The following is a 26,616-nucleotide window of genomic DNA, read 5'->3' as shown; positions in this document are numbered from 1 at the left end:
GCGAGTACCTCCGCGCTGATCGTCGAAACCTCAGCGCGGGGTCCGCTCCTGGAGTGCCGTGCGCCACGCGGGGAGCGGGTACTCCGGTGCCGGGTCGGGGCGCCGTCCGCCGCGGGCGAAGAAGTCCGCGAGCGGCAGGATCGCGGCTCCGACGGTGACCGCGTCGGGCCCGAGCCGCCCCAAGTCGACGGTCACCTTCCCGGCCGGGTGCCGCAGCGCGTACGCCATGGCGTGGCGGCGTACGGCGGGCAGGAAGCGCGCGCCGAGCGCAAGGCCCGCCCAGCCGCCGATGAGGATGCGCTCGGGCTGGAAGAGGTTGATCAGGTCGGACAGGCCCGCTCCGAGGTATTCGGCGGTCTCCTCCAGGACGGCCAGCGCGACGGGGTCGGCGGCGGTCCCCTCGGACGGATGGGCCGCGGCGAGCATGGTGGTGAGGGCGGTCTCCTCGTCGGCGGCGTCGGGGACCCGGCCGCCCTCCTCCCGCCAGCGGGCGAGCAGCGACTCGGCACCCGCGTAGGCCTCCAGGCAGCCGAGCGCACCGCACCGGCAGCGGCGGCCCCGGACCCGTACGGTCAGATGCCCCCACTCGACCGCGCGGCCCTGCTCCACGTCGGGGGTGACGAGGCTGGCGCCGACGCCGGAGCCGAACAGGACCACGACGGCGTTGCGGGCGCCGCGTCCGGCGCCGAACCACATCTCCGCCTGGCCGAGCGTCTTGGCGCCGTTGTCGATGAAGTACGGCACGGTGTCCGGCAGGGGGGAGCCGGCGCGCAGCAGGGCCTCCAGCGGGACGCCGTCCCAGCCGATGGTCTGGCCGTGCACGAGCGCGCCGCGTTCGGGGGTGCGCTCGACGATGCCGGGGACGCCGATACCGACGCCGAGGAGCCGTTCGGGCGCGGGACCGGCGGTGTCCAGTACCTCGGCGATGCCGTGGCGAATGTGGTCGACGATGGCCTCGACCTCGTAGCGCTGGGGCGACAGCGGGCGCTCGGCGCGGGCGAGTTCGGTGAGGGTGAGGTCGAACAGCTCGACCCGGACCCGGGTCTCGCCGACGTCGACGCCGATCATGTGGCCGCTGCCGGGTGCGACGCGCAGCAGGGTGCGGGGGCGGCCGCCGTCGGAGTCGACGCTGCCGGCCTCCTCGACCAGCCCGTCGGCCACGAGGTCGGCGACGACGTTGCTGACGGAACCGGAGCTCAGGCCGGTCGCCGGGCCGAGCTCGAAGCGGCTGAGCGGGCCGTCGAAGTAGAGCCTCTGCAACACGGCCGTGCGGTTGGCCCGCCTGAGATCGCGTACCGTGCGCCCGTTCCGCGCAGCCATGTGGCTCCCTTCGCATCCCATGCCCGACCTGCAACATACCGTCGGGGGCGGGCCCGTGCGACATCCCTCCCGACCTTATTTCACGATGTGAGCTAACCGGTCGTCCGGTACGGCGGGGCCGGCGGGCCTCCGCTGTCTCGACCACAGGTCGAAGTGGACGGGGCGGGGGCGGGTCACCTCGTCCAGGGCACCGTGCGCGGACGCGGTCACCTCCGTCCAGAGCGCCGTGCGCGGACGCGGCGGTCCGGGCGACCGCGTCGACGGGGCGGGCAGCGTGGCTCCGTAGCGCCGGGCGTCGTCGAGGACGGCGTCGGACCTCGCCGTGAACGCCGTTGGGCGGCCGGGAACGGGCCCGCCGCCGCCAGGACGCGACGGGCCCGTTCCTGGGAGTCACCACCGTGTGTCCGCCCTTCCCCTGCCTCGCCGCTCAGCCCGCCGCGTAGACGTCCTCGACGTAACGCCCCCGCGCGACCAGCTGGTCGAGCCACTGCTCGGCGGCCGTCTCGTCGGCTCCCGGCGTGTGCTTGCGGTACAGGGTGCGGAACGCCTCCCGCACCCCGGGTGCCATCCGGGAACCGTCGCCGCAGACGTACACCCGCGCCCCGGATTCCAGCAGGGCCCAGACCTCCTCGGCCTCGGCCGCGATGCGGTGCTGCACGAACCGCACCTCGCCCTCGGGCACCTCGCTGAAGGCGGGCCGCATCGAGACGGCCCCGGCGGCCTCCGCGGCGGCCAGTTCGTCGGCGTGCAGGAAGTCGGCGTCGGGCGCGTCACAGCCGAAGTAGCAGACCGCGGGGGCGAGTTCGGCGCCGGCCGCGAGGGCCGCCGCACGGTCGGCGATGGCGCCGCGGAACGGGGCGAGGCCGGTGCCCGCCGCGATCATGACGACCGGCGCGGGATCGCCGGTGGCGTCGATACGGAAGGCCTCGCGGCACGGCTGCACCCGGGCGTACACCGTGTCGCCGGGCTCGACGGCGGCGAGGTGGCCGGAGCCGGTGCCCCGGAAGACGCCCTTGCCGGAACGGGCGGGTGCCTCCAGCAGGGAGACCATCAGGTCCGCGTGGCCGGGGTCGACGGCGGGCGAGGAGGAGATGGAGTAGTGGCGCGGGCGCAGCGGGGTGAGGAGGTCGAGCAGCCGCGGCCAGTCCAGGGCGCCGCGCAGGGCCGGGTGGTCCTCCAGGATCTCCACGAGGGTGCGGGGATCGTCGGTGAGGGCCGCCAGGGCGGTGCGCTCCGGCGGGCACGGGTTGGCGGCGGCGAGCGCGGCCAGCTGCCCGGGGCTCGGGCGCTCCTGCAGCTCCACATGGTGGGTGAGGAGCTGCCGTACCGTCACGGGCCGGTCCACGGCGATGCCGTCGCGGCGCGGGCGGGTGGCGCGGATGTCCAGGACGGTGTCGAGGTCGGTGCCGAGCGCGGCGGCGGCGCGGGTGACCAGGTCCGGGGCGTTGGAGGGCAGCACGGTGAGGTGGTCGGCCGTGCGGTAGGTGACGCCGGCCGGCAGGGCGACACGCAGGAACCGCTTGCGCCGGGCATAACCGGGGGCGGTGAGGTCGCGGGCCTCGGTGACCCGCATGGGAAGGAGCTCGTACCGCGCGGCGAGGGCGTCCAGCGGGCCGCCGGTCAGCGTGCGGACCTCGTAGGCGCTCTCGGGCTGCGGGTCCGGTGCCGTGGCGTCCGGGTCGCCGTAGCGCTCCAGGAGGGCGGTGCGCAGGGAGGCGGTGAAGGCGCGGACGGTGCCGGCGAGGTCGCCGGAGGCGTCGGCGGCGGCACGCTCCAGCAGCCGGTCCGCGCCGCACTCGGCGAGCCGCTCGTCGATGCGGGTGGGGACGTGCTGGTAGGTGGCGGCCCAGTTGCGGTCGCCGACGCCGAGGACGGCGTAGGTGACGCCCGACAGGTCGTGGGTCTCCTCCAGCCGGGCGGCGAAGGCGGTGGCGTCGTCGGTGGGGCGGCCGTTGTAGGAGGCTGCGGTGATGACGACGGGCCGGTCGGTGGGCAGGCCGTCCGCGCAGGTGTCGAGGGGTGCCACCTCGGTGGCGCAGCCGAGGGCGGCGGCCTCGTCGGCGAGCCGGGCCGCGAAGTCGCGGCAGGTGCCGTAGTTGCTGCCGTGCAGGAAGAGGGCGGCGGTGCCGGGGCGGACGCGGGCGGGCAGGTCGCGCGGCGCGTCCGAGGCGGTGTCCCGGGCCGGGGCGGCTCCCGGCAGCGGGCCGTGGACGCGGTCGGCGGGGGTGCGGGGCGTCAGCGCGAGGGTGAAGCCCTCGGGCTTGAGAGTGAGGGTCTCCTTGACGTCGAGCCGGTAGTCGGCGTGGTCGTTGAGCCGGTAGCGGTGGACGAGCATGGCCAGCAGCATGGTCGCCTCGTGCAGCGCGAACTGCCGTCCGATACAGGCCCGCTCGCCGGTGCCGAAGGGCTTGAAGGCGTGCACCGGCCGCTCGGCCTCCGCCTCGGCCGTGAAGCGGGAGGGGTCGAAGAGCTCGGGGTTGTCACCCCACACGGGCTGCCGGTGCAGCATCGGCGCGAGGACCAGGACGCCCTGCCCGGCGCGCAGCGGGATGCGGCCGCCGAGCAGGGTGTCCTCGCGGGCCTCGCGGGAGAACACGGCGGCCGTGGGCCACAGCCGGAGGGCCTCGTTGAGGACCTGGCGCGTGTAGGTCAGCCTGCCGACCTCCTCGTACGTCGGCTCGACGTCGGCACGGTCGCCCCACAGCGCGTCGGCCTCGCGCTGCACCAGGCGGAGCGCGGTCGGGTGCTTGGCGAGGTAGTATAGCGCGAAGGACATCGCGCCGGAGGTGGTCTCGTGGCCGGCGATCAGGAACGTGATGACCTGGTTGCGGATGTTGGCGGTGTCGAGCGTGGTGCCGTCGCCCGGGTGCTCGGCGGTGAGCATCAGGCCGAGGAGGTCCTCGGTGCCGCTCTGGTCGGTGCCGGTGCGGGCCGCGATGACGTCGTCGACGACCTTGGCGAGGTGGGCGGAGTCCTCCCGGAAGGCCGCGTCCCGCTCCGTGTAGTCCTTCCCGGGCACACGCGCCAGGCGGGTCATGCTCCATTCCAGGCAGCGGACCATCGACTGCACGAAGGGGTGCGGCTCGGACCGCTCGAAGGAGCCGAAGTCGTAGCCGAAGCCGGCGAGTCCGATGGTGTCGAGCGTCATGCGGGTCATGTCGTCGGGCACGTTCACCGGCCGGCCGGCGCGGGCGTCGCGGTCCCAGGACGCGATGAGCCGCCGGGCCACCTCCAGCATCACGGGGTGGTAGGTGCGCATCGAGCCCAACGCGAAGGCGGGCATGAGGATGTCGTGCGCCTTGGCCCAGTTGGGCTCGTCGTTGTACGCCGTGAACAGGCCGTCGGCGGCGAACTCGCGGACGTTCTCCAGGCCGGGGCCGACGTGCTTGGCGAACCGCTCCTCGTCGGCGAGTTCGGCCACGAGGTCCAGGTCGCTCACGAACAAGGTGTCCCGCCCGTACAGCCGCCGCACGAGAACCGGCCCGTGCTCGCGCATCAGCTCCATGACCTGCTGGACGGGGGTACCGCCGGGCCCGGTGGCGGAGATGTCGGCGACGGGGACGCCGGGGAGGTCGTCGGCGGTCAGGGGGGTCTGTCCGGTGGGGGGCATCACGCGGCAACTGCCTTTCGCGGTACGGAAGTACTGCGCTCCAGCGTGGTCCACCGGGCCCGGGAGGCGGACCGGCGGCCCTACATGATTGTGTAGTACATGCGACCGCCCCGCTCTTGCGCGGGAGCGGCCCGGCGTGGAAGGAGCCGTTGCGTGGACCTGGCCCGGCAGGAGGCAGTGACGTGGCGCAACCGCGCGCTGCTGCTGTTCGACCGGGTCGCGATGCCGGTTGCGGTGTGTGACGTGTACGGGGCGGTGCTGCTGGCCAATCCGGCGATGGCGGCGGAGTGCGGCAGGACGCCGGGGCAGCTGCGCGGACGCGATGTGCTGGACCTGTTCAGCCCGCGCGAGGCGACCCAGGTCGAGCGGATCGCCGAGGCTCTGCGCCTGCGCCGCCGCTCGCGCTACCAGGTGTCCGTGCGCTGGCGGGCCCCCGGTGGCGGGGACCGCTACGGCGAACTGACGGCGGATCCGGTCAGCGACACCGCCGAGGACACCCCGGCCCTGCTGGTGATGCTCCGGGTGGAGCCCGAACGTGCCCCCTCCCCCACCCCTCCCGTCGAGCAGGCCCGGGTCACGCCGATGGAGGCCCGGGTCCTGGCGCTCCTGGCCGCCGGCGCCACCACGGCCCGGGCGGCGCGGGAGACAGGCCTCACCACGGACGGCGTGACGTACCACCTGCGCCGTCTGTCGTCCCGCTGGGGTGCGTCCAACCGCACCGAACTGGTGGCCCGGGCGTACGCGCTGGGGGTGCTGGCGCCCGGGGTGTGGCCGCCGGAGGCCGCGGGCGGCGGGGCCTGAGGGAAATCCGGTCGCCCCCGGCGGCGGGACTGTCTAGTCTGGCCCGGCCCCCAAAACCTAGGGCCCCTAGGTTTACGAAGACGACTCCCAGGAGCTCCCATGCAGCCGCTCACCGAGCAGGACGTCCGCGCCTCCTTCATCAACTGCTCGAAGGGTGAGGCCAAGCGTCTGGCCGTGCCCCGCGACCTCGGCGAGCGGCCCTGGGACGATCTCGACTTCCTCGGGTGGCGGGACCCGGGGGCACCCGACCGGAGCTATCTGGTGACCGAGCGGGGAGGTCGGCTCGTCGGCCTCTCGATGCGCTTCCAGACCGCGCAGCGCGGGTTCCTGCACCGCAGCATGTGTTCGCTGTGCCTGACGACGCATCCGCGCGGCGGAGTCTCGCTGATGACCGCGCGCAAGGCGGGTCCGGCCGGCCGCGAGGGCAATTCGGTGGGCGCGTACATGTGCACCGACCTCGCCTGTTCCCTGTACGTACGCGGGAAGAAGGCGCCGCAGGCGGGGTCCCGGTTCGAGGAGAGCCTGACCGTGGAGGAACAGATCGCGCGGACCAGGAGCCATCTGTCCGCCTTCCTCGACAAGGTGTCCGCCTGACACGAGGTGTCCCGCCCGAGCCTCCTCGGTCGCCCGCGCCATCACCCGGCACTAACGTCCTTCGTGAGCGTCCTTCGAGGAAGTGATGGACGTGTTCGACGGATCCGTTCGATACGCCCGGGAAGGGGAACAGCCCGAGGATGCGAGAGGTACGTGAGTGGACGGGGCACGCCGAGCGGATCGTGAGGAAGCGTCGTGATCCCGTGGTCGTCCAGACGCTGCGGTCCGCGACCGCGGCGACGATCGCGTACGTCATCGCCCTGCGGCTGAGCCCCGAGCCGGCCCCGCTCACCGCTCCCCTGACGGCCCTGCTGGTCGTCCAGGTGACGCTGTACGCCACGATCACCAACGGCTTCCGGCGGGTGAACGCGGTGGTGACCGGCGTCCTCGTCGCCATCGCGTTCAGCCTGCTGGTGGGGCTGACCTGGTGGAGCCTCGCCCTGCTCCTGCTGGCCTCGCTGGTGGTGGGGCGGCTGGTCCGGGTGGAGGAGTACGTCCCCGAGGTCGCGATCAGCGCCATGCTCGTCCTCGGCGTGACCAGCGTCGGGGAGTACGCGTGGGCGCGCGTGGTGGAGACGCTGATCGGCGCGGCCGTCGGGCTCGCCTGCAACCTGCTGCTGGCCCCGCCGGTGTGGGTGGAGGAGGCGGGCGAGTCGATCGACGGCCTGGCGCGCCGCCTGCGGCAGCTGATGCTGCGCATGGGCGAGGAGGCGGCCCGCGGCACGCCCGTGGACCGCGCGGAGATGCAGCTGCACGAGGCGCGCCGGCTGGACCACGACATCATCGAGGTGGACGCGGCCCTGCGGCAGGCCGAGGACAGTCTGCGGCTCAACCCGCGCGTGCAGGACAGCGTGCTGCACCGGGTCGTGTTGCGCACGGGCCTGGACACGCTGGAGATCTGCACGGTCGTCCTGCGGGTGCTCGCCCGGTCCCTCACCGATCTGGCGAAGGCGCGGGCACCCAGGCCGCTGTTCGAGGCTGAGACGGGCGCGGCACTGGAGCAGGTGCTGTCCGAGATCGCCGACGCCGTGGTGAGCTTCGCGGTGCTGGTCACCACCCACCTCAGCGCGAGCGCGGAGTCGGCGGAGGAGCGTCTCGCCGCGGAACTGCGCACCGCGGCGGGCACCCGCGACAAGCTGGCCCTGCTGCTGCACGAGGAGGCCGAGCGCTCCCCCGACCACTGGCAGCTGCCGGGAGCCGTGCTGACGGAGGTCAACCGCATCCTCGACGAGCTCGACACCGAGCACCGCACCCGCCGCCTGTTCGAGGAACTGGACCGTGTGTCGCGCGAGCAGCGGGCCCGGATGCCCCGTCTGACGCGGCTGCGGGAGCGGCTGGGCGTCACGGAGCAGATGTGGCGGAACCGCGCGGGGTTCGGTGGGCGTTCTCGCTGAGGAAAGCGCCGGCAGGGGCCGGCGCCGGACGCGAGGGGCGGGCCGATGGCCGACGTGCGGATCGACGGGAACATTCTGCGGCTGCCGGGCGGGGTCGCCGTGCGGTTCATCCGCACCCTGCGCCTGCCGGAGGCGGGCACGCATCCGCTGCCCCCGGGCCTCGGCGAGTTCCCGGTGCGGCGCGTCGCGGACTACGCGGACCGGGTTCCCGCGCAGTGGCGGGCCCGGGGCGGGGTGATGCTGCCGGTGTATCTGCGCGAGGCGATGTGGCTGAGCTTCGCGGGCACCTCGGAACCGGCCGCGCTGCAGGTCGGCGTCGGCAAGGTGTGCGCGGTCTCCGGCCGGCCCTGGAGCGACCGTCCGGCGCGCGACCCGCAGAACTACGTGGTGCTTCCCCGTCAGCCCTGGCTGGACGGCATCAACTCCGGCACGGGCACGGTCCGGCAGTTCGTGGCCGTCCCGCTCGGCCTGGGCGCCACCGTCGAGGGGCAGGTCACCGGCGAGGAGGTGTGGGGCGGAGTCCAGCTGCAGTCCTTCGCGCTCAACGACCGGGAGCTGACGCGGTGGCGTGCCGAGGAGCGGCTGCGGGCGGAGCGGGAGCGCTCGGCGCCGCCGACGAGCGGCTACGGCGCGGCGATGCAGGGCGCCCTGCCCCCGCCCGCTGCCAGCGGCTACGGCCCACCGATGCCCCTGGCCGCCCCGCCTGCTCCCGGCGGCTACGGCGCCCCGACGCCCCCGGCCGCCCCGCCTGCTCCCGGCGGCTACGGCGCCCCGACGCCCCCGGCCGCCCCGCCTGCTCCCGGCGGCTACGGCGCCCCGATGCCCCCGGCCGCGCCCGGGTCGGTTCCGGCGCCCGCCGCCGGTGCCGTTCCGGCGGGTCCGCCGCGTGCGGCCGCCGCGATGGGGCTCGGGGTCGGCGGCTCCCTGCGGCAGGAGGTCTACCAGGACGAACGGCCGCTTTCCGACTGGTCGCAGAAGCCCGCGGGGCGGGTGTTCGTGCACCTGGTGACGCCGCCCGAGTGGCGCCGCATCACCGGTGAGGCCGCACCGCCGTCACCGGTGGACCGGGCCGCGTACACCCGGGCCGGCCTGCCCTGGTTCGACTGGTTCGACCAGGACGCGGAGGACCTCGCCCCGACGGACACGCTCCAGTCCGTCAAGCCGGTCGGCGACTGGCTCGGCGACGATCACGAGCCCTGGCAGCCGCCCGCGCCCGGGCAGACGCAGCAGCTCAAGGACGCCCCGGGCACACCGGTCCAGGACGGCGACTGGTAGCCGGTCCGGCCCGCCGCACGCGACACCGGCGGCCGTTGTTTGCACCCGGCGGGTGGGAAACGCCAAGGTGGCTGTCACGACCGGGACGAAGGACGACACCTGAGGGGCGACATGGACAGCGGCGGCTGGAGCAGGCGCCGGTTCGTCGGCGCGCTGGCGGGCGGGGCGGCCGTGGCGGCGTTGCCGTCCTGCGGCGACGCGCCCGGCCCGGCGACGGATCCGGCCACGGCCCCTGAGGCGGGTACGAGCCCGTCGCGCGAGGCCCGCCGTCCCTCCGGGCCCCGCCCGCTGTACCTCGGTACCTACACCTCCGTGGAGGGTGGCGGCTCGGGCGTCGGCCTGGCGACGTACGACCCGGGGACGGGGCGGATCACCGGCGAGGGCACGATCGGCGGCGTCGGCGACCCGTCGTATCTGGCGATCCACCCGGACCGCCGCACGCTGTACGCGGTGGACGAGCGGGACGACGGCGCGGTGACCGCCGTCCGGCTGTCCGACCGCAAGGTGCTGGGCAGCCGGAGCACCGGCGGGGTCGCCCCCTGTCATCTGTCCGTGCATCCGGGCGGGCGCTGGCTGCTGAGCGCGAACTACGGCTCGGGCAGCGTGGCCGTGCATCCCATCGACGCCTCGGGTGCCCTGGGTGAACGTACCGGCCTCGTGCGGCACTCCGCTCCGCCGCCCGGTCCGGGCCAGGCGGGCCCGCACGCCCACCAGGTCGTCACGAGCCCCGACGGCGGCCATGTGCTCGCCGTGGACCTGGGGACCGACACCGTCTACACGTACCGGCTGGACCAGACGGCGGGCACGCTCACCGAGGTCGCCCGGGCGCGGACCCGGCCGGGTGCGGGCCCGCGCCACCTCACGTTCCATCCCGGCGGCCGGTACGCCTACCTCGCCAACGAGGTCGACAACACGGTGGCGGTCTGCGCGTACGACAAGGCCTCCGGCCGGGTCACCGTCGGCGAGGCGCAGTCGACGGGCACGGGCTCGGGCCCCACCTACCCGGCCCAGATCCTGGTGACCGCGAGCGGCCGCTACGCCTATCTCGCCAACCGCGGCCACAACAGCCTCACGCGCTACGCCGTCGAGGCGGAGGGCGCCCGGCTGCGGCTGCTCGACACCGTGCCGGTGGGCGGTGACTTCCCCCGGCAGATCGCCTTCTCACCGGAGGGCACCCTGCTGTTCGCCGCCCATCAGAAGTCCTCCACCGTCACCGTCTTCCACGTGGACGAGGCGAGCGGTGAACTCCGGCGCGCGGGAGAACCGTTCCCCTCACCCGTCGCCGTCTGCGCGCTGCCGGTGTAGGGCCCGCGGGCACGACGCGGCGGCGGCCTGGCCGAGCAGGACGTGCATGCGCTCGGTGAGCTGCGCGACGTCGTCGGCGGGCGCGTGGAAGGCGAGGCGCACGTCACCGTGGGCGCGGACCCGTTCGATGCGCAGCGTCAGGCCGTGCCGGTCGACGGCGAGCGGCCGGACGCGGACCGCGCCGTGCAGGCTGTCGGAGTCGACGAGCCGGGTGAGCCGCTCGACGGCGTCGGCGTGGCAGTCGGCGAGATGCGTCAGCAGCCGCGCCTCCGCCGTGGTGAGCGGGTCGGGCACGGCGGAGGCGAACTCGTCGAGGTCCACGACCACCGAGCCGGACGGCTGCCGCAGCACGACGCGGGTCGGGGTGAAGGCGAGCCGCTCGCCCTCGACGGCGAACCAGCCCGCGAGCCACAGCCGGGCGCGGACCCGGTTGCGGACGGGGACGGGCGCGACGTCGGCGAACTCCAGCACCGCGGACGGCTCGCCGCGGGGCGCGCAGATCGCGGCCGCGAGCAGGGCGCTGTCCTCGGGCACGTCCACCAGCACCCGGCCGTCCTCGCCCACGGTGTGCGCGCCGACCAGTTCCTCGCGTGTGCCCTCCGCGGTCACGGAGCAGGACCACGCGGCGGCGAGCACCGAGCGCGCCCGCTCCGCCGCGGCGGGAGCCGCCGTCCAGCTGTGGCTGTCGTCACCCATCCCAAACCTCCTTAGGTAAGCCTCACCTAACCTATCGAAGATCCGGGCGTGCGCCAACCACGGCACGCCCCCTGTGCGGCACCGTTCAGGGTGTGAGCACGCCCAACAGGGCGCGTGCGCAGAGCTCGCGCACCTGTGCGCGGTCCAACTCCGCACCGCGCAGCCACTCCAGGCAGACGCTCGTGGTGAACGCCAGCCAGCCGCGCACGGCCAGCCCGACCTCCGGCCGCTCCTGGAAGGCGGGGCCGAACTCGGGATCCGCGGCGAGCGCGGCGAGGATCTGCCGCTCCTGCGCCCCCAGGGCCCGCTGATAGACCCGCCGCACCGCCTGGTCCCCGGCCGCGTCGGCACGGTGGAAGGCGCGATAGCCGTGCGCGTGCGCCTGGACGTACTCCAGGAATGCCTCGAGGCCCGGGCCGAGTTGCTCGCGGACCGGGACGCCGGGCACGGCCGCGGTCATACGCAGCATGCGCTCGCTCTCGCGCTCGACGACCGCCGCGAAGAACTCCCGCTTCGTCGGGAAGTAGTGGTAGAGCAGCCCGCGCGACACCCCGGCGATCTCGGCCACCTGCTCGATCCACACGTCGTCGTAGGGGCTCTCCGAGAACAGCCGCGCACCGACGGACAGGAGCTGCTCCCGGCGCTCCTGCGTGCTGAGCCGACGGCGCGTGCGCCCGGCCTGGTTCGCGGCCATGCCCGCACTTTACTTGACGTCGGTTCAACAACGGGCCCAGACTGAACCGCGCTATTGAACCCACGTACAACACGTACGACACGTGCGAACCCGCTGCCGGATCAAGGGAGATCGCGTCATGACGGAGGCGCCGGAACGGACCGGGGAGCCCAAGGGGTTCCGGAGTGCCGAGCTGGGCTGGCCGGAGCTGGACCGCATCCCGCACCCGCCGCGCCGGGTCCCGCTGCTCGGGGACGTGCTGGGTGTCGACCGGCGCACTCCGATCCAGGACTCGCTGCGCTGTGCCCGGCAGCTGGGCCCGGTGTTCCGGCGCAAGGCGTTCGGCAAGGAGTTCGTGTTCGTGTGGGGTGCCCGGCACGCGGCCGACCTCGCGGACGAGTCCCGGTTCGCCAAGCACGTGGGGCTCGGTGTGGCCAACCTGCGGCCGGTCGCCGGGGACGGGCTGTTCACGGCCTACAACCACGAGCCCAACTGGCAGCTCGCCCACGACGTGCTCGCCCCGGGGTTCAGCCGCGACGCCATGGCCGGCTACCACCCGATGATGCTCTCGGTCGCGGAGCGGCTCACCGAGCACTGGGACCGGGCGGCGGCGACGGGCCGGGCGGTGGATGTGCCCGGCGACATGACCAAGCTGACCCTGGAGACGATCGCGCGCACCGGCTTCGGGCACGACTTCGGCTCGTTCGAGCGCTCCCGGCCGCATCCCTTCGTGACCGCGATGGTGGGCACCCTGACGTACGCGCAGCGGCTCAACACCGTGCCCTTCCCACTGGCCCCGCTGCTGCTGCGCAGCGCGAGCCGCCGCAACGAGGCCGACATCGCCCACCTCAACCACACGGTCGACGAACTGGTCCGGGCCCGGCGCGCCACCGGTGGCGGCGACGGCGACCTGTTGGACCGCATGCTGGAGACGACCCACCCCGGCACCGGGGAGCGGCTGGCGCCGCGGAACGTCCGCCGTCAGGTCATCACGTTCCTCGTGGCCGGCCACGAGACGACTTCGGGCGCGCTCTCCTTCGCCCTGCACTACCTCGCCCGCCACCCCGAGATCGCCGCCCGGGCCCGCGCCGAGGTGGACCGGGTGTGGGGGGACACGGCGGATCCCGCCTACGAGCAGGTGGCCCGGCTGCGCTACGTCCGCCGCGTCCTGGACGAGTCGCTGCGGCTGTGGCCCACAGCGCCCGCGTTCGCCCGGGAGGCCCGTGAGGACACGCTGCTGGCCGGGGAGCACCCCATGCGGCGGGGCGCCTGGGCCCTGGTGCTGACGCCGATGCTGCACCGGGACCCCGAGGTGTGGGGCGAGGACCCCGAACGGTTCGACCCCGACCGCTTCGACGCCCGAGCGGTACGGTCCCGGCCCCCGCACAGCTTCAAGCCGTTCGGGACGGGCGCACGGGCGTGCATCGGGCGGCAGTTCGCGCTGCACGAGGCGACGCTGGTGCTCGGGCTGCTGCTGCGGCGCTACGAGCTGCGGGCCGACCCGGGCTACCGGCTGCGCGTGACGGAGCGGCTGACGCTGATGCCCGACGGCCTGCGACTGCATCCGGAGCGCCGCACCCCGGTACGGCAGCCGGCCTCAGACCTGCGCGGTCCAGTGCCCGGGGCGGGTGACTGACCCGGGCAGCCGCGTCCCGGTACGGCAGCCGGCCTCAGACCTGCGCGGTCCAGTGCCCGGGGCGGGCGACTGACCCGGGCAGCCGCGTCCCGGCGGTGCCCCGGGCCGCGTTCAGCTGCGGCTGGGTGAGGAAGAACGCCCCGGTCAGGTCGGCGTCCGTGAGGTCCGCGTCGCGCAGGTCGGCACCGATCAGGTCCGCTCCCCGCAGGTCCGCTCCGGTGAGGTCGGCGGCGATGAGGTAGGCACCGCGCAGGTTCGCGCCGCGCAGGTCGGCGCCCTTGAGACGGGCGCCCATGAGGTCCGCGCCCCGGCGGTCCTTCTTGCGGCCCTTGACGCCGGCCCTGGCCAGCTCGCTGGTCCTCAGCAGCAGGACGTTGATCTCCTGGCGGTGGGCGGCCACGTCGAGCCCGGCGAGCTCCTCGGGGGCCCCGTCGGTCAGCTCCCGGGTGCGCTCCAGGGCTTTGCGCAGCTCGGCGTGGACGGGCCGGGCCGCCGGCAGGGTGAGCGCCTCGGTCAGGTACCACAGCAGCTCGTGCAGCTGCCGGACCACCGGGAACACCTCGAACATGCGGCGGGCGTCCTCGGCAGGTCCGGTGCGCCAGTCCCGCCCGCCGAAGGTGATCTGCGAGACCTGCTGCCCGGCGCCGAAGCAGTCGTAGACCGTGCAGCCGCTGAATCCCTCCTGCCGGAGCCGGGCGTGGATGCCGCAGCGGTGGTCCTCACGCAGGTTGCGGCAGGGCGTGCCGGCGGCCTTGTCGACCGCGAAGTCGGCCGAGGCGGCGAAGGGCAGGGCGACACAGCACAAGCCGAAGCACCGCTCGCAGTCGCCGCGCAGGATCGGCTGGCCGGACACGTGTTCTCGCATGGGACCAGGCTACCGACCGGGGCGGCCTCCTCACGACGGCCGGGCTTCCGGCCACCCGGCATACGGACCATGCCGTACACGCCTGATCCGCCCAGCACCGACCTCCGCACCTCGGCCCCAGGTCTTGCCGAGCTCGGCGGCGAGGCTCATCTCGTCGGTCAGGTAGCGCTTCGTGGGGGCGCTGTCTCCCGGCTATCCCTTCCGGGCCATGACTCGGGCGTGCGCCCCAGCAGGGCTCCTGCCCCGCCGAAACTCACGACAGGTACGGCGCTACTGCCGTGGCGACGTAACCGCAGGTGAGGTAGCTGTCGAGCGTGTGGAAATCCACGGCGGCGATGTGATCCTCGTAGTGATCGTCGACGTCGAATCGGTTGCCCAAACGCCGCGGTATCGCCACGAGGTCGCCGCGGTCCGCGATGTTCACCCAGCGCGGGAGACCGGCAGGTCGGCAGCCTCTGCCTCCGGTCGGCGCTGGATCCAGCATCTCGAAGACCCCGCCCGGCAGTCCCAGCGGAGAGCCGAGAGTGACCAGAAGCTCGACTTGGGGGAGCGGATGGGCGTGGAGGGCTTCGTACGTGACGATCGATCCGAGCGAGTGGGCCACCACGACCTTCGCACCCGAATCGTCGATCACTTCCGCCACCGCACGACGAGCCTTCTCCCGGCGGGCGGGAGAAGCAAGGTAGCTGTACACCTCCGGGAGCAGGGCAATGGCCACACGCGCCAGGATCCTGGCGGACGTGCCGCTTCGCTGGGCGAACCATGACAGAGCGTGCCGGGGCGGCATCGTGGCCCACGACTGCCCCTCAGGAGACTCCTGTGGCAGCCCCAGAGAGTGAAGCCACGACAGCAGTAACTCCTGCTCCCCCTGCGCGAGATCCTCGATGTCGTCCACGACGGACTGCGCTTCGTCGTCGTTGATCAGATCAGCATAGTAGGCGGCTTGAATACGCGGTGCGGTCACATGCCCCAGCCCAGCTGCCCGGTAGCCGGCCGCCAGCGGCACAGCCCACCTTTCAGCGAGCTCGGCGGCGGCCTTGGCGGGCTCGACGCCGGGCCGCCAGTTCCGTACCCCGTGCACGATGACCACGTTGTGCTGCTTCATGCTGCTTCCGTCCCCTCTGCCGAGGCCCATGCGAAGTAGAAGATCCGCGAGTCTGCCGCGGCAAGCACACCGGCGTGCGACACCGCGAGCGCGCCCCCCAACCCCGGGATACGGATCTGCGCCACAGGATCCGTTTCTTCAAACGGCGACCAGACGGTGATGGTTCCCCTGGAAGACGTGGTCACGAGACACAGGCGTCGATTCCACTCCACGAAGTGGCATTCGTCCAGATGGTCGTCCGGGTAAGCGCAGAAGGAGAATGCTTGACGTCCGTCGGCCGGATAGAAGGCGGTTACGGTGCTCTCCGCCCTGTCGGTCTGAACGACCAGACGTTCGCCGTCGTGCAACCAGGAGGACGTGGTCATCAGATCAGCATCGTCCTCCCCGGGGTGTGGACAGACGTTCACCGGGTTCTCGGCATCCGCGACGAGCAACTGGCCGTCGCTGTCGCGGATGGTCAGCACCGGCCTGCCCCGAAGGTATGCCCAGGAAAGATCGTCGAATGCCCTCGGCCACTGCCACTGGTAGCGGATGGTGCCATCGGCAAGATCGAGAGCCCAGCCCGCTCCGTGGGAATCACACACGAAAGCGAGCGGGCGTTCGCCGACCGTGCCTGCCGTTGCGGACACCGCGTTCCGGAACCGTCTGGTGGACAGACGCAGTCCGTCGGTCGTGTCCCAGGTGTGGAGCACTCCTTGATCGTCGAGGCTCACGGCGAAATGCCGGACGGCGCTACTGGCAAGGGCGACAGCCATGACGGCACCGTCGTGTCCGTCCCACGGAGCGAGAGAGCCCATGCTGTCGACCTGGCTGACCAGTTCGACCTCGTTCGTCCTCGACTCTGTGACGGCCAGCAGTCTGTCTCCGTCTCCCGTGACGGCAAGGACGCGGGCGTCCTTCGGACCGGTGAGACTGCGTACCAGGTCGCCACGCAGTGAGTGGACGTACACGCGCTCGTCGTGCTGTGTGACGACGCACTCCTCTCCGTCGACGTCGATCAACGCCACCGCATGACCCGAGTCTGCTGTGCCCGGCTGCCTGTCCAGCACAAGACCGGTGTCCACGTCCACGACATGGACACCGCCGTAGGCCTGGCAGGCGACCGTCCGTGAAGTGCCGCTCCTGCTGGGGAGGACGGACCAGACGCTCCCCTCATGTACTGGCCAGCTGCGGTGGTTTTCCCCGTCGGCGTCCCAGACCTCGATGGTGCCCGCGGTCGTGCCCGCGATCACGGCGGGGCGGCCGTCGAACTCCGCAATGGCCACCGACGTGATCTCGACGCTCTCTTCGAGCGACCGACCGGACAGCGGCCCGCCGCCTTGAGCGAGCCACGTCTGGAGGAGCTCCACCCCCCACAGGCAGATACCGGTGGGGGTGTGGAGGGTGAGAGTGTGCCAGGTGGCGGCGGCCACCACGAGGTTGCCTGCCAGTGTGCCGACCGCGAGAGCTGTCCACTCGTGCAGGGACCTGGTCGACCAGGCCCTGCTCCGCGTCTCCAGGTTCCACACAGTGAGGCGTTCGTCGGAATCACCGGCCGCGACCAAGGTGCTGCCACCAGCCGTCGCCGCTGCGAGAGCCGTGATGTGACCGCCGTTGACGACCAATGTGTCCAACAGGCCACCGGTCTGTGCATCCCAGATCTGCACTCCGCCGCCAGCGTGGCTCGTCACCGCTACCAGGCCTTCGGAGGTCCAGGTGAAGACCGCCTCTTCGGGGCAGGGGAGAGTCCCGTCGCGGTCGCGAATCGGTGAGCCCCACTGCAAGATGAGCGTCTCCGGCGCACCAGCGTCCGGATCGCGCACAGCCTCCAGGCCCCGTTGCAGCCATGTCTCTTGCTCGCTGACGGCGCTGTTGAGCAGCCATTCCCAGCGGACCCAGGGATCCGGCTCGGGTCTCAGCGCGGCCTCGACAATCCGTGCTACCCGCCGGGCTCGCAGCGAGCGGGCGTAAGGCAACTGCGCACGCAGCTCCGCGGGACCGGCGTGTACCAGGAATGCGGGCTGTCGCAACAGGTCGTCGAGACGATGGGCGGCCTTCGCATGCTCGGCGGCATGGCGCAGGACATAGGGGAGGGCCACGTCCCAGACCGGGGCGCCGCGCTCGTCCTGTCCCGGCACCGATGCCAGAACGGCGTCGAGGACGGCGGGGTGGTCCGCCGCCGAGACCAGGTGGTCGGAGAGACTCTGATGGAAGAACCGGTAGAGGCGACGACCGTCTGTGTCGGTAGCGGACCGGACGTAGAAGGAAGCCGCCTCGATTGCCTCCTGGGTGTCGGAAAGGTCCGGCTTCCGCTCCCCGGGAGGGGTGAGTGCCCCGGCCACCGCGTGGATGATCTCCAGCGGCATTCCCTGCCCCCGTCCGTGTGCCAGGGCGACGAGCACAGCACGGATGGACGGCCGGTCCTTGGACAGCACACCCAAATGCAGCTCCAGCATCCCGGGAAGGTCGGAGGGGACGCGCTGGACCGCCTCCTCGGGCGTGAGCGCACGGTCGTGTTCAGCGAGATAGTGGGCGTACACCGAGGCAAGAAGGAAGCTGCCGCGGTGCCGCACGGCCACGAGGCGGCGTGCGATCGCCTTCGCCGTGCGCTCCCGCAGTCCACCGGACCCCAGGCCGTTGTACGCGGGAGCCTCCTCCAGCAGGTCCGCGAGATAGTGCCCCAGGTCGGTCTCGCGCTCCCGCACGGACGTCCGGTCCAGGTCGATGTGCGCGCTCGGGTCCGCCGTATGCCTGCCGAGTTCTGGGAAACGGTCCCACCACGGACGTACCCCGATGAGCACCTTGCATCTCAGAGTGCCGTCCCGGTGGGTTCCCGACGTGGCCAGTGGCAGGAGCACCGACCGGAGCAACGCCTTGTCGAGAGAAGCTTCGTCGAGTGCATCCACGACGACCACGGCCTGCTTGCCCGGGTTCTTCTGCTGCAGGGCCTCAAGCACTGAGACGACGGTCCACCCTCGTTCGGGAGCCTCGCCCAGATCCAGTTGGCTCGCGATGGAGGCGAGGACGGCGTCGGGGTCACGCTGCCGTGCGTGCACTGCGGCCAGCAGCGGATGACGGTCGAAGCGCAACTGCCGTGGCACGACCGACCTGATGGATCTCGACACCTCGGCGAGCTGAGGATGAGCCAGGCACGCCATGACACCCAACAGTGCCGACTTCCCGGACCCCGGGCTGCCGGTGACCACCATGATCGGGCGCTTCTCCGCCTCCGTCAGCCACTGCTTCAGAGCCTCCAGTTGCTTCTCACGGCCGGTGAAGAAGCAGCGGCTCGCCGCGTACCGTTGGTGCGGTGACCCTGACGCTCGTGAGACGAAGTGCAGGGGATCCAGAGCGGGGTCAAGGGTGGAGGCGAACTGCAGCAGCCCGTTCTCCAGGTACTGCCGGAACCGGTCGGCCGGGGTCTCGCGGAACCCAGGATTCATGAGGAGGGGCGGAACAGGGGAGCTTGCCTCGGGGTGTGCGGTACACATCACTCGTTGAGGGGGAGACCCGTCCGCCTGCGTGAGTCGCGCCAGCTCCCTGTCGATCTCATGTGCGAACGTCTCCAGCGGTACGTGTGTCAGGCTCGGAGACAGATCGATCCAGCCGGCCTTCAGCCGACTCAGCACGGTGGCCGTCGCCTGCGAGAACCGTGCTTTGTAGGCTTTGCCGTCCTCAGCACAGGCAGCGATCACCCAGGCCCGTCTGCGCTCGGCGGGCAAGCCCTGCAACCATTGCTGCAGCGGAACACGGCCGGCGCCGCAGACATCGAGAAGGAACAGCGCCGAAGGTCCTTCCCCGGTGGCCTCGACATCCTCGAGCCACAGGTCGATATTGGCAGCCGTACGCTGGGGGCAATTCGAATCGGTGTTCTTGGCTGCCAAGTAGAGGGTGCCGGTCCGGCTCTTGATGCCGTGCCCGATGAAGTGGACGATCAGCCCGGTGCCATTGCTCGCACAATGGTCGTAAGTCTGCTCCCAAAGCTTCCCGAGATCGTCGTGCACCAGATCGAACCGGGGGCCGTCGCCGTGGAGCGCAACCCCTGGGTACTTGCCCAGCAGCGCTGCCAGTTCGGGCGCAACCTTCCGCACCGTCGGCAAGGGGGTGAGCCGGCGACGGTCGAGCGGGTCGTCGGCTGTCTTCGCGCTCTCGTCGAAGGTGCTCATCCCGATCACGACCGCTTCGACCACAGACCGTTCCCTCCTGCTTTCCTGTGGCGGAATTGTAGGGCGGCGCCGCTGCACGAAGGGTCGGCTCGGTAAAGCCGTCACACGTGCTCCGGATACGCTCGCCGGACGCAGTTCACACTGCAGTTTCTCGGTGGGCCTGGTCAGCGCCTCGACTGCCAACCAGGTCGTGACGCAGGCGGACCCGGCGCGCTGTCGGAGTGGGCGGCGAAAGCAGCGCCCATCGAGTCACCTCCCGTCAGCGGTCCAGCCCAGTTCCGTGTAGACGCGCCCAGCCCGAATGCCCTCGATCGCAGCGCGCGCGTAGGGCACGATCGGCTCGGGCAGGTGCTTGACGTTCCACCACTCCCACTGGACGCACTTGTCCGGCTCCCGCAGCTTCGGCTCACCCTCCCAGCGGAGGGCGCGGAAGAAGAGCTGGACGCGGGGCGGGTCCGTGGGCTGTTCCCTCATGTGCACGGTGTGGACGAGCTCGACGTCGGCCGACTCGATGATCAGTCCCGCCTCCTCGTACGCCTCCCGCACGAGGCACGCACTCGCGGCCTCAGCCTCGCAGTGGCCCGCCAACGCGTGCCATAACCCGCCCGCGAATGCCGAGTCGGGATGCCGCAGGCCCAGCAGGACCTGCCCGCCGCGTTCCAGGTAGAGGTGGACACCGAGCACGTTCAGCACGGTCCCGGACGGCGCCTTTGCCCGTGCGGACCCCGCCGGCGCCGTCGGACCGTCGGCGGGCAGGGGATGATCTGCGGCGTGCTGCTCCAGCAGTTCCCGGGTCGAGGGCAGCAGCGTCATGTGCGGGAACTTCTCGGGCCGCACCCAGGCGAGCATCACGCCCTCGGTGAGGTGCAGACGGGCCGGGTCGCCGTTCCAGCGGCCGGTGAACAGCTGGATCGGCACCCCTGTCCCGTCGGTGCCGGTGCCGTACTCCACCGTGTACGGCTCCAGGCCGGAGACGGTCAGGCCGGCCTCCTCACGCAGCTCCCGACGGACCGTGTCGAGCAGGGTGCGGTCCTGCGGCTCCCGGCCGCCGCCGAGCAGCGACCAGCAACCCGGCTCCCAGATCCACGGCTTGCCGGCGTCCCGCAGGTGCAGGAAGTAGCGGCCGTTGCCGTCGTGGATGATCGCGGAGGCGTTCACAGGAACGACCACCCCGTCCAGAGCCGAGCCGGTGAGTTTCTCGCGCAGCGTCGGGGAGGACACGTGGTCGAACGGCAGCCAAGCCGAGCCCGTGTCCTCTTCGGCCTGCAGGGCGGGCTCGGGCGCACCGTCAGCGGTGTAGAAGGCGAAGCGCACGTCGTAGTGCCAGTGGACGGCCTCGCCTCGTGCGGGACTGGGGTCGATGGCGTGGACGCCGATGTCGATCGGCACGTCCCGGAGCTCGGGCGTCAGGACGAGAGCCGAGGCGGAAATTCCTGCCTCCGCCTTGACCTTGCGCAAGGCCGCGGCCAGGAGAGTGTCGTCTTCCGCCTCGACGTGTCCGCCGGGGGCGAACAGCCTTTGCCCGCTCCCCTTGTGGCGGATGTGCAGGACCCGCCGGTGCCGGTCGATCACTACGGCGCTGCACGTGATGTGGGCAAGAAGGGTGGTGCGGTTGGCCGGCTCGGCGTCGGCGTCCAGAGCCGCCAGCAGGCCGGCCAGGGCGCCTCGTTCACCGGGGTGCTGGTCCAGGTAGGCGGTGGCCACGGTACGGACGTGAGAGAGGGAGGGCGTCATCAGGACCTCGTTGCTGAGGGGACGGGCGTGGGACGGGTGTGCCACTCGGAACCGGCTCGGACTCTTGTAGAGCCCGGGGCACAGGTGAGGCGGGCGGCTCTGCTGCCGGCGAGGGAACGGACGTGACGGGGCGTGATCGGTCAGCGGTCCTGGGAGAGTTCCAGCAGTTCGGCGAAGACCCCGCCGCCGCGGACGAGGTCGTCGTACCTGCCCTGTTCGGTGATCCGGCCGTTCTCCATCACGAGGATGTGGTCGGCGATCTTGGTGTTCTCCAGGCGGTGGGTGACCACGATCGTGATGCGGTCCGCGGCGATGGCCTTGATCTGCTCGAAAATCTGGTGCTCGCCGCGGGGGTCCATCTGGGAAGTGGGCTCGTCAAGGATCAACAGCCCCGGTCGCCGGTACAAAGCCCTTGAACAGGCGATGCGCTGCCATTGCCCGCCGGAGAGTTCCGAGCCGCCGAAGACATCGCGGGCCAGGAGGGTGTCGAGACCGGCCGGCAGATCCTCGACGGCCTCGCGCAGACCGACCGCGTCGACGGCCTCCCACACGGGGGCGTCGTCGTGCGTGCGGGGCTGACCGAGGGTGACGTTCTCGCGGACCCGCAGCGGCCACTGGGCGAAGATCTGCGGCACCAGGCCGGTGTTCGCCCACACCGTGGCGGGATCCATCTCGGCAAGGTCGATGCCGTTCCACGTGACCTTGCCCTTGTCGGGCAGGTAAATGCCGGTCAGCAGCCGGGTGAGCGTGGACTTCCCCGACCCGTTCGCACCGACGATCGCGAGGATCTGCCCGCGCCGCAGAGCGAGCGAGACACCGTCCACGGCGGGCTTGTCCTTGCCCGGGTACTGGTAGACGACCTCCTCGAGCCGGATCTCCTCGGTCGGCGCGGCATGGGCGTGGGGGCCGCGCTGGGGGGCGCGGGCGGCGGCATCGTCGAGGAAGGCCTGCATGTCACTGAGGTACAGGCTGGTGTGGAAGACCGCGGCGCCGTTGACGACCACCTGGGACAGCGCGGCGAGCGTGGTCTGCACGGCGATGACGGCCGTCGCCGCGACCGCGAGCTCGACCCGGCCGGAGACCGCCAGCCACGCCAGCGCGCCCCAGGTCGCGACGAGGAAGACACCGCCGGCCAGCGCGGAGAGCAGGGCGATCCGCAGGGTACGCGGCGCGGCAGCCAGGGTGCGCCGGTCGCACCGGTCGGACAGGGCCCGGTACCAGTAGATGAGGTAGTCCGTCATCGAGTTGGCGCGGACCTCGTCGCCGTACTTCGACTCGGTCGCCCACCAGCGCATCATGCCGCGCACGTTGCGGTCGGCGATGTTGGCATAGTGGATCTCGTAGTCGACCCGTGCGGTCAGCACGGCGCCGACGCCGGCCGGCAGCACCGCGAGCAGGAGCGGCGGCAACATCCACGGGTTCAGCACCGACAGCACGCCGCCGGCGGTGACCATGCGAATGAGCGCGGACAGGAACCGCTGCGCGTCGGTGACCATGACGTGCGTACGGATCACCCCCATCTCGGCCGCCTCATGCCGGTCCGAGAAGCCGTCCTCCGCGTAGGCCGAGGCCTCCACGCGGCACACCGCCTCGACCAGCGCGGTGTCCGTCTCGGTGGTCAGCCGCGGAGTGATCCGCCGCTCGGCGTACGCGGCGACCGCTCCTGCCGCGCGTGCCAGTGCGGCGGCGAGCGCCACCACCAGCAATGCCGGCAGGGCGCCGCGCAGGCGCTCCTCGGCGGTGCCGTCCCCGAGGACCGGTGCCATGGCGCGGGCAGTGGCGGCCAGCAGTACGGCGGCAGAGACGCCTGTGACCACCTGGCAGCCGAGCAGGAGCTGTACGGCCTGCCGGTCGGTCCGCCACGACAGTCGCGCGATGCGGCCCAGGACGGCCGGGATCTGGGCGCACATCCGCCGGAAGGAGACCTCGGCGAGCGGATTGACGGAGTACTGCCCGCTGTAGGTGATCTCCGCCGGCGGGGGCGGAGGAGGCGCCGGGTTCTGCTGCTCGTTCGTTGCGGCCGAGGTCAACGTGGTCCCCCTAGACGGTCGTCCGGCGTGTTCGTGAGGCTCAACGACGACGCGGGGATATCGAACTGGTGTATTTGAGTCGCTTCGCATGTCCCGAGATAGAGCGGCTGGGGCCGTGTGGGGAATGCACGGACCCAATCCCCGCAGCAGGTCGGTGAAGCAGGGCGGTTGGCCGAATCGCCGACAGTGGTGTCCTTACGTGCCCGTGGGCGATGTCCACGACGGCCGTCTCTGTGTACTCGCTCCCGGCGGGCACCCCGTCGATCACCTAGTGGGGGTAGGGCACGACGGCTCAATGGCTCTCTCTCCCCGGGTTCCCACGCGCGGCCGTGGGCGACGGCCCCTCAGCCGTGGAACCCGGGCACCTCCAGTCGCTCCAGCCGTTCGGGGTCGGCCAGGATGTACATGCCGGTGATCCGGCCGTCGGCGATCGTGACGCCCATGACCGACCGCACCCGGCCCTCGCAGGTGTCGATCATCCCGACCGAGCCGTTGACCAGCACCAGCTCCGCGGAGCGTACGAGCGGGGCGAACAGGAGCGCCTGTTCCGCCACGGCCTTCGCGCCCCGGACGACCTTGGACGCGGCCGCGCCCCGCAGCTGCGCACCCGAGTCGGCCCGCAGCACCACGTCCGGGTGCGGGAGAGCCACCAGCGCCTCGAAGTCACCGCCGCGCGAGGCGGCGAGGAAGGCGTCGAGCACCTGCTTCTGCCGGCCGAGATCCGGTTCGGCCGAGGGCGTGGCGCCCCGTACCCGGCGCCGGGCCGGCTCGCGAGCTGCCGGGTCGCTGCGGGGCCGCGCTCCACGATCGGCGCGATGTCGTCGAACGGCACGGCGAACATGTCGTGCAGCACGAACGCCAGCCGCTCGTCGGGCGTCAGGGTCTCCAGCACGACGAGGAGCGCCAGGCCCACGGAATCGGCCTGGACGACCTGCTCCGCCGGGTCGACGTGCGACAGCGGCCGCAGCACCGGGTCAGGGACGAAGGCGCGCGCGGTGGCCCGGTGTCGCCCATCGGCTCCTCGCGGCGCGCGGTGCGCGAGCGCAACACGTCCAGGCAGATCCGGCCGGTCACCGTGGTGAGCCGGCCGCCGAGGTTCTGGATGTCGTCCGTGTCGGCGCGGCTGAGTTTCAGCCGGACCTCCTGGACGGCGTCCTCGGTTCCGCGGCGAGCGATCCGAGCATGCGGTAGGCCACCGCTTCGAGATACCCCGGGTGCTCCTCGAACCGCCCGGCCAGTTCCTCGCCGCCCGTCATGCTCTCCCCCGTCGTGCGCGGTCGACCGCCCGTCATCTGCTGAACAGTTCGAATGCCACCGCCGGCCTGCCCCCGAACCGCTCCCCCGTCGCCTCGGCGTTCCGGGTCAGGAAGCCACGTGCGTACGTCTCCGGGTCCTCACTGGTCAGCACCTCGATGTACGTGCGGTGCTCCAGCAGGGAGCGCACCGCACGTTCCATCCCGGCAGTGGCGTCGACGGCGTGCGTGGGTGTGCTGGACCCGGCGACCGCGACCCAGCGCACGCCGTCCCAGGGGTCGAGGCCCTGCTCGGTCAACTCGGGGAAGATCCACCGGTTTCCGGCGTCGCCGGCCGCGTCGAGCGTGGCCCGGCCGACGGCCACGTGGTCCGGGGTGTTCCAGGCGACTCCGCCCCAGGTGTCGCGGTGGTTGAGCGTGATGACCAGTTCGGGCCGGTGCCGGCGGATGGCGGCGGCGATGTCGCGGCGCAGGGCCGTGCCGTACTCGATGACGCCGTCCCGGTGGTCGAGGAACTCCACCTCCGACACGCCGACCACGGCCGCGCTCGCCCGCTGCTCCTGCTCACGCAGCGGCCCGCACCGCGCGGGGTCCAGGGTGTCGATGCCGGCCTCGCCCCGGGTCGCGAGGACGTACGCGACCTCGCGGCCCTCGTCGGTCCAGCTCGCGACGGCGGCCGAGCAGCCGTACTCGAGGTCGTCCGGATGCGCCACGACCGCGAGGGCACGCCGCCAGTCGTCGGGCATGGGCTGCAGTTGAGTGGTCGTCATGGCGGCAGACTAGCCCGCGCCACCGGCGTCACCGGCGCTGTGGCACGAGATCACGCCTCGTCGCGGACGAGCGCCAGCAGCCGGTCGAGGACGCGGGGCCCGCCGGCGCGGATGCCGTCGTGCTCGAACTCGTCCGTGACCCAGGTGCGCAGGCCCCGGATCGTGCGGGCGGTGCGCAGGGAGTGGGCCGTGTCGACGTACATGTCGTCGTGGTAGACGGCGGCCACCACCGGCACCGTGTTGGCGGCGAGGCGGGCCGGGTCGTACAGGGGTGTCCAGTCGGTGCGGGCGGCGAGCAGGCCGGCGGTCTCGCGCAGCGGGCGCAGCGCGGGATCGCAGTCGAACATCCAGGGGTGGATCGATTCCCCGGTGAAGAGCAGCGGTTCGTCGCCCGCGAGGGCCTTGGCGGCGTCGAACTGCGGGAACTCGGCGCGGACCCGCTCGGCCGACCAGGCCGTGGGCCGGGCGTCCTGGCCGTAGATCGACTCGTGGACCAGGGCGTACAGGGGGTGGCGGGCGTAGGAGAGCATGCTCTGCACCTGCTCCTGGAACGCGTCGGAGAGCGTGCGGCCCTGCGGGGTGCGGACGAAGGCGTTCTCGAGGAGGTAGTGGAGGCGGTGGCTGCCGTCGCCGGTGCCGAGGGCGATGCCGAGGGACTGGAAGGCCTCGACGGTGAGCCGGTAGCCGTTCGGCAGGACCACGTCGTGGTCGAGCAGGTGGGCGGCGATGCGGCGGGCGCGCTCGGCGTCCTGGGGGTAGCGGGCGTAGTGGGCGGTGACCTTGCGTTCGATGCGGGGGAAGGCGGCCCGGTAGACGTCGTCGGCGTGGGCGTCCAGGGAGGGCAGGCCGCCGGTGATCACGGCCGTGGCCAGGCCTTCGGGGGCGAGGGACAGGTAGCTGGTGACGCAGAAGCCGCCGAAGCTCTGGCCGAGCACGGTCCAGGGCCTGCCGCCGGTGAGCTGCGCGCGGACGGCCTCGCAGTCGCGGACGATCGCGTCGGCCCGGAAGTGCGTGAGGTAGTCGGCCTGCTCGGCCGGGCCGCCGCGCAGCGGGAGCGTCTGACGGTTCGCGGGTGTGCTGTGACCGGTGCCGCGCTGGTCGAGGAGCAGGACGCGGTACTCCTTGAGGGCCCTGCCGAGCCAGCCGGGCCTGCCGACAGAGCGGTCGGCTCCGAAGCCCGGCCCGCCCTGGAGGTACAGGAGCCAGGGGAGGTCCTGGTGCGCCTTCTCGCCGGCGACGACTTCGCGGGCGTACAGCTCGATCGTCTCGCCGTCGGGGCGGTCGTGGTCGAGGGGGACGGTGAAGCGGCGATCGGTGAGGACGACTCCGGGCTGGCGGTAGCTGACGGTCAACAGGGCTCCCGGGACGGACGGATTTTCGGACCGCGTCCCAGTTCATCACAGGGATCAC

17 protein-coding genes and 1 pseudogene are annotated in these 26,616 nt (G+C 72.2%); 6 read left to right on the top strand and 12 right to left on the bottom strand.

Features of this window, described 5'->3' with window-relative positions:
* Positions 1-30: 30 nt before the first annotated feature.
* Both ACFV20_RS11205 and ACFV20_RS11200 read right to left on the bottom strand, forming a co-directional pair.
* Positions 31-1,320, bottom strand: coding sequence for an ROK family protein (locus ACFV20_RS11205; RefSeq protein WP_385655090.1), 1,290 nt, complete (start codon positions 1,318-1,320; stop codon positions 31-33).
* A gap of 427 nt (positions 1,321-1,747) precedes the next feature.
* A complete protein-coding gene (locus ACFV20_RS11200; protein ID WP_385655089.1) occupies positions 1,748-4,930 on the bottom strand; it encodes a cytochrome P450 in 3,183 nt (1,060 codons plus the stop codon).
* A 153-nt stretch (positions 4,931-5,083) separates the two neighbouring features.
* Here ACFV20_RS11200 and ACFV20_RS11195 point away from each other — a divergent pair, with 153 nt between their 5' ends.
* From ACFV20_RS11195 to ACFV20_RS11175, 5 genes are all read left to right on the top strand, one after another.
* A complete protein-coding gene (locus ACFV20_RS11195) occupies positions 5,084-5,731 on the top strand; it encodes a PAS domain-containing protein (protein WP_385655088.1) in 648 nt (215 codons plus the stop codon).
* A gap of 99 nt (positions 5,732-5,830) precedes the next feature.
* Positions 5,831-6,325: an FBP domain-containing protein gene (locus tag ACFV20_RS11190; protein WP_385655086.1), complete on the top strand. Its 495-nt coding sequence runs from the start codon at positions 5,831-5,833 to the stop codon at positions 6,323-6,325.
* Between the two features lie 140 nt (positions 6,326-6,465).
* A complete protein-coding gene (locus ACFV20_RS11185) occupies positions 6,466-7,719 on the top strand; it encodes an FUSC family protein (protein WP_385655084.1) in 1,254 nt (417 codons plus the stop codon).
* 45 nt (positions 7,720-7,764) lie between these two features.
* A complete protein-coding gene (locus ACFV20_RS11180) occupies positions 7,765-8,994 on the top strand; it encodes a hypothetical protein (RefSeq protein WP_385655082.1) in 1,230 nt (409 codons plus the stop codon).
* 111 nt (positions 8,995-9,105) lie between these two features.
* A complete protein-coding gene (locus ACFV20_RS11175; protein ID WP_385655080.1) occupies positions 9,106-10,299 on the top strand; it encodes a lactonase family protein in 1,194 nt (397 codons plus the stop codon).
* Here the strand turns inward: ACFV20_RS11175 and ACFV20_RS11170 are convergent.
* Positions 10,267-10,995 carry a DUF2470 domain-containing protein gene (locus ACFV20_RS11170; protein ID WP_385655078.1) on the bottom strand — a complete coding sequence of 243 codons (729 nt, stop codon included), beginning with the start codon at positions 10,993-10,995 and terminating at the stop codon, positions 10,267-10,269. The two genes, ACFV20_RS11175 and ACFV20_RS11170, sit on opposite strands and share 33 nt — an antisense overlap.
* An 85-nt stretch (positions 10,996-11,080) precedes the next feature.
* Complete coding sequence (locus tag ACFV20_RS11165; protein WP_385655076.1) at positions 11,081-11,689, bottom strand: TetR/AcrR family transcriptional regulator; 609 nt, start codon at positions 11,687-11,689, stop codon at positions 11,081-11,083.
* Between the two features lie 118 nt (positions 11,690-11,807).
* Here ACFV20_RS11165 and ACFV20_RS11160 point away from each other — a divergent pair, with 118 nt between their 5' ends.
* The gene (locus tag ACFV20_RS11160) at positions 11,808-13,304 is read left to right on the top strand and encodes a cytochrome P450 (protein ID WP_385655074.1); all 1,497 of its coding nucleotides are present in this window, start codon (positions 11,808-11,810) and stop codon (positions 13,302-13,304) included.
* Between the two features lie 34 nt (positions 13,305-13,338).
* On the opposite strand, the gene ACFV20_RS11155 is transcribed toward ACFV20_RS11160, so the two are convergent.
* The 8 genes and pseudogenes from ACFV20_RS11155 to ACFV20_RS11120 all read right to left on the bottom strand — a co-directional run bounded on the left by ACFV20_RS11155 (position 13,339) and on the right by ACFV20_RS11120 (position 26,558).
* On the bottom strand, positions 13,339-14,169 hold the full coding sequence (locus ACFV20_RS11155; protein WP_385655072.1) for a pentapeptide repeat-containing protein: 831 nt from the start codon (positions 14,167-14,169) through the stop codon (positions 13,339-13,341).
* Between the two features lie 253 nt (positions 14,170-14,422).
* Positions 14,423-15,274 (bottom strand): serine peptidase, encoded by an 852-nt coding sequence (locus tag ACFV20_RS11150; RefSeq protein ID WP_385655070.1) that lies wholly within the window; start codon positions 15,272-15,274, stop codon positions 14,423-14,425.
* On the bottom strand, positions 15,271-19,443 hold the full coding sequence (locus ACFV20_RS11145; protein ID WP_385655069.1) for an NACHT and WD repeat domain-containing protein: 4,173 nt from the start codon (positions 19,441-19,443) through the stop codon (positions 15,271-15,273). Before ACFV20_RS11145 ends, ACFV20_RS11150 begins: the two co-directional genes overlap by 4 nt.
* 225 nt (positions 19,444-19,668) lie before the next feature.
* A complete protein-coding gene (locus ACFV20_RS11140) occupies positions 19,669-21,153 on the bottom strand; it encodes an NUDIX domain-containing protein (RefSeq protein WP_385655067.1) in 1,485 nt (494 codons plus the stop codon).
* Between the two features lie 140 nt (positions 21,154-21,293).
* A complete protein-coding gene (locus tag ACFV20_RS11135) occupies positions 21,294-23,183 on the bottom strand; it encodes an ATP-binding cassette domain-containing protein (protein WP_385655066.1) in 1,890 nt (629 codons plus the stop codon).
* A 344-nt stretch (positions 23,184-23,527) separates the two neighbouring features.
* Positions 23,528-24,439: pseudogene (locus ACFV20_RS11130) on the bottom strand (sigma factor).
* Between the two features lie 32 nt (positions 24,440-24,471).
* Positions 24,472-25,206, bottom strand: coding sequence for a PIG-L deacetylase family protein (locus tag ACFV20_RS11125; RefSeq protein WP_385655064.1), 735 nt, complete (start codon positions 25,204-25,206; stop codon positions 24,472-24,474).
* Between the two features lie 50 nt (positions 25,207-25,256).
* A complete protein-coding gene (locus ACFV20_RS11120) occupies positions 25,257-26,558 on the bottom strand; it encodes an alpha/beta fold hydrolase (protein ID WP_385655063.1) in 1,302 nt (433 codons plus the stop codon).
* Between the last annotated feature and the right edge of the window lie 58 nt (positions 26,559-26,616).

The sequence above is a fragment of the Streptomyces sp. NPDC059696 genome (assembly GCF_042733745.1).
Lineage (GTDB): Bacteria > Actinomycetota > Actinomycetes > Streptomycetales > Streptomycetaceae > Streptomyces.
The sequence above is the reverse complement of the archived record's forward strand: the minus strand, read 5'-3'. Positions and strand labels throughout refer to the sequence as shown.

Bases quoted from the DNA above. Each gene is read 5' to 3' on its own strand.
- ACFV20_RS11205 (WP_385655090.1), bottom strand. From the start codon at position 1,320: ATGGCTGCGCGGAACGGGCGCACGGTACGCGATCTCAGGCGGGCCAAC.
- ACFV20_RS11200 (WP_385655089.1), bottom strand. From the start codon at position 4,930: ATGCCCCCCACCGGACAGACCCCCCTGACCGCCGACGACCTCCCCGGC.
- ACFV20_RS11190 (WP_385655086.1), top strand. From the start codon at position 5,831: ATGCAGCCGCTCACCGAGCAGGACGTCCGCGCCTCCTTCATCAACTGC.
- ACFV20_RS11185 (WP_385655084.1), top strand. From the start codon at position 6,466: ATGCGAGAGGTACGTGAGTGGACGGGGCACGCCGAGCGGATCGTGAGG.
- ACFV20_RS11180 (WP_385655082.1), top strand. From the start codon at position 7,765: ATGGCCGACGTGCGGATCGACGGGAACATTCTGCGGCTGCCGGGCGGG.
- ACFV20_RS11175 (WP_385655080.1), top strand. From the start codon at position 9,106: ATGGACAGCGGCGGCTGGAGCAGGCGCCGGTTCGTCGGCGCGCTGGCG.
- ACFV20_RS11170 (WP_385655078.1), bottom strand. From the start codon at position 10,995: ATGGGTGACGACAGCCACAGCTGGACGGCGGCTCCCGCCGCGGCGGAG.
- ACFV20_RS11165 (WP_385655076.1), bottom strand. From the start codon at position 11,689: ATGGCCGCGAACCAGGCCGGGCGCACGCGCCGTCGGCTCAGCACGCAG.
- ACFV20_RS11160 (WP_385655074.1), top strand. From the start codon at position 11,808: ATGACGGAGGCGCCGGAACGGACCGGGGAGCCCAAGGGGTTCCGGAGT.
- ACFV20_RS11155 (WP_385655072.1), bottom strand. From the start codon at position 14,169: ATGCGAGAACACGTGTCCGGCCAGCCGATCCTGCGCGGCGACTGCGAG.
- ACFV20_RS11150 (WP_385655070.1), bottom strand. From the start codon at position 15,274: ATGAAGCAGCACAACGTGGTCATCGTGCACGGGGTACGGAACTGGCGG.
- ACFV20_RS11140 (WP_385655067.1), bottom strand. From the start codon at position 21,153: ATGACGCCCTCCCTCTCTCACGTCCGTACCGTGGCCACCGCCTACCTG.
- ACFV20_RS11125 (WP_385655064.1), bottom strand. From the start codon at position 25,206: ATGACGACCACTCAACTGCAGCCCATGCCCGACGACTGGCGGCGTGCC.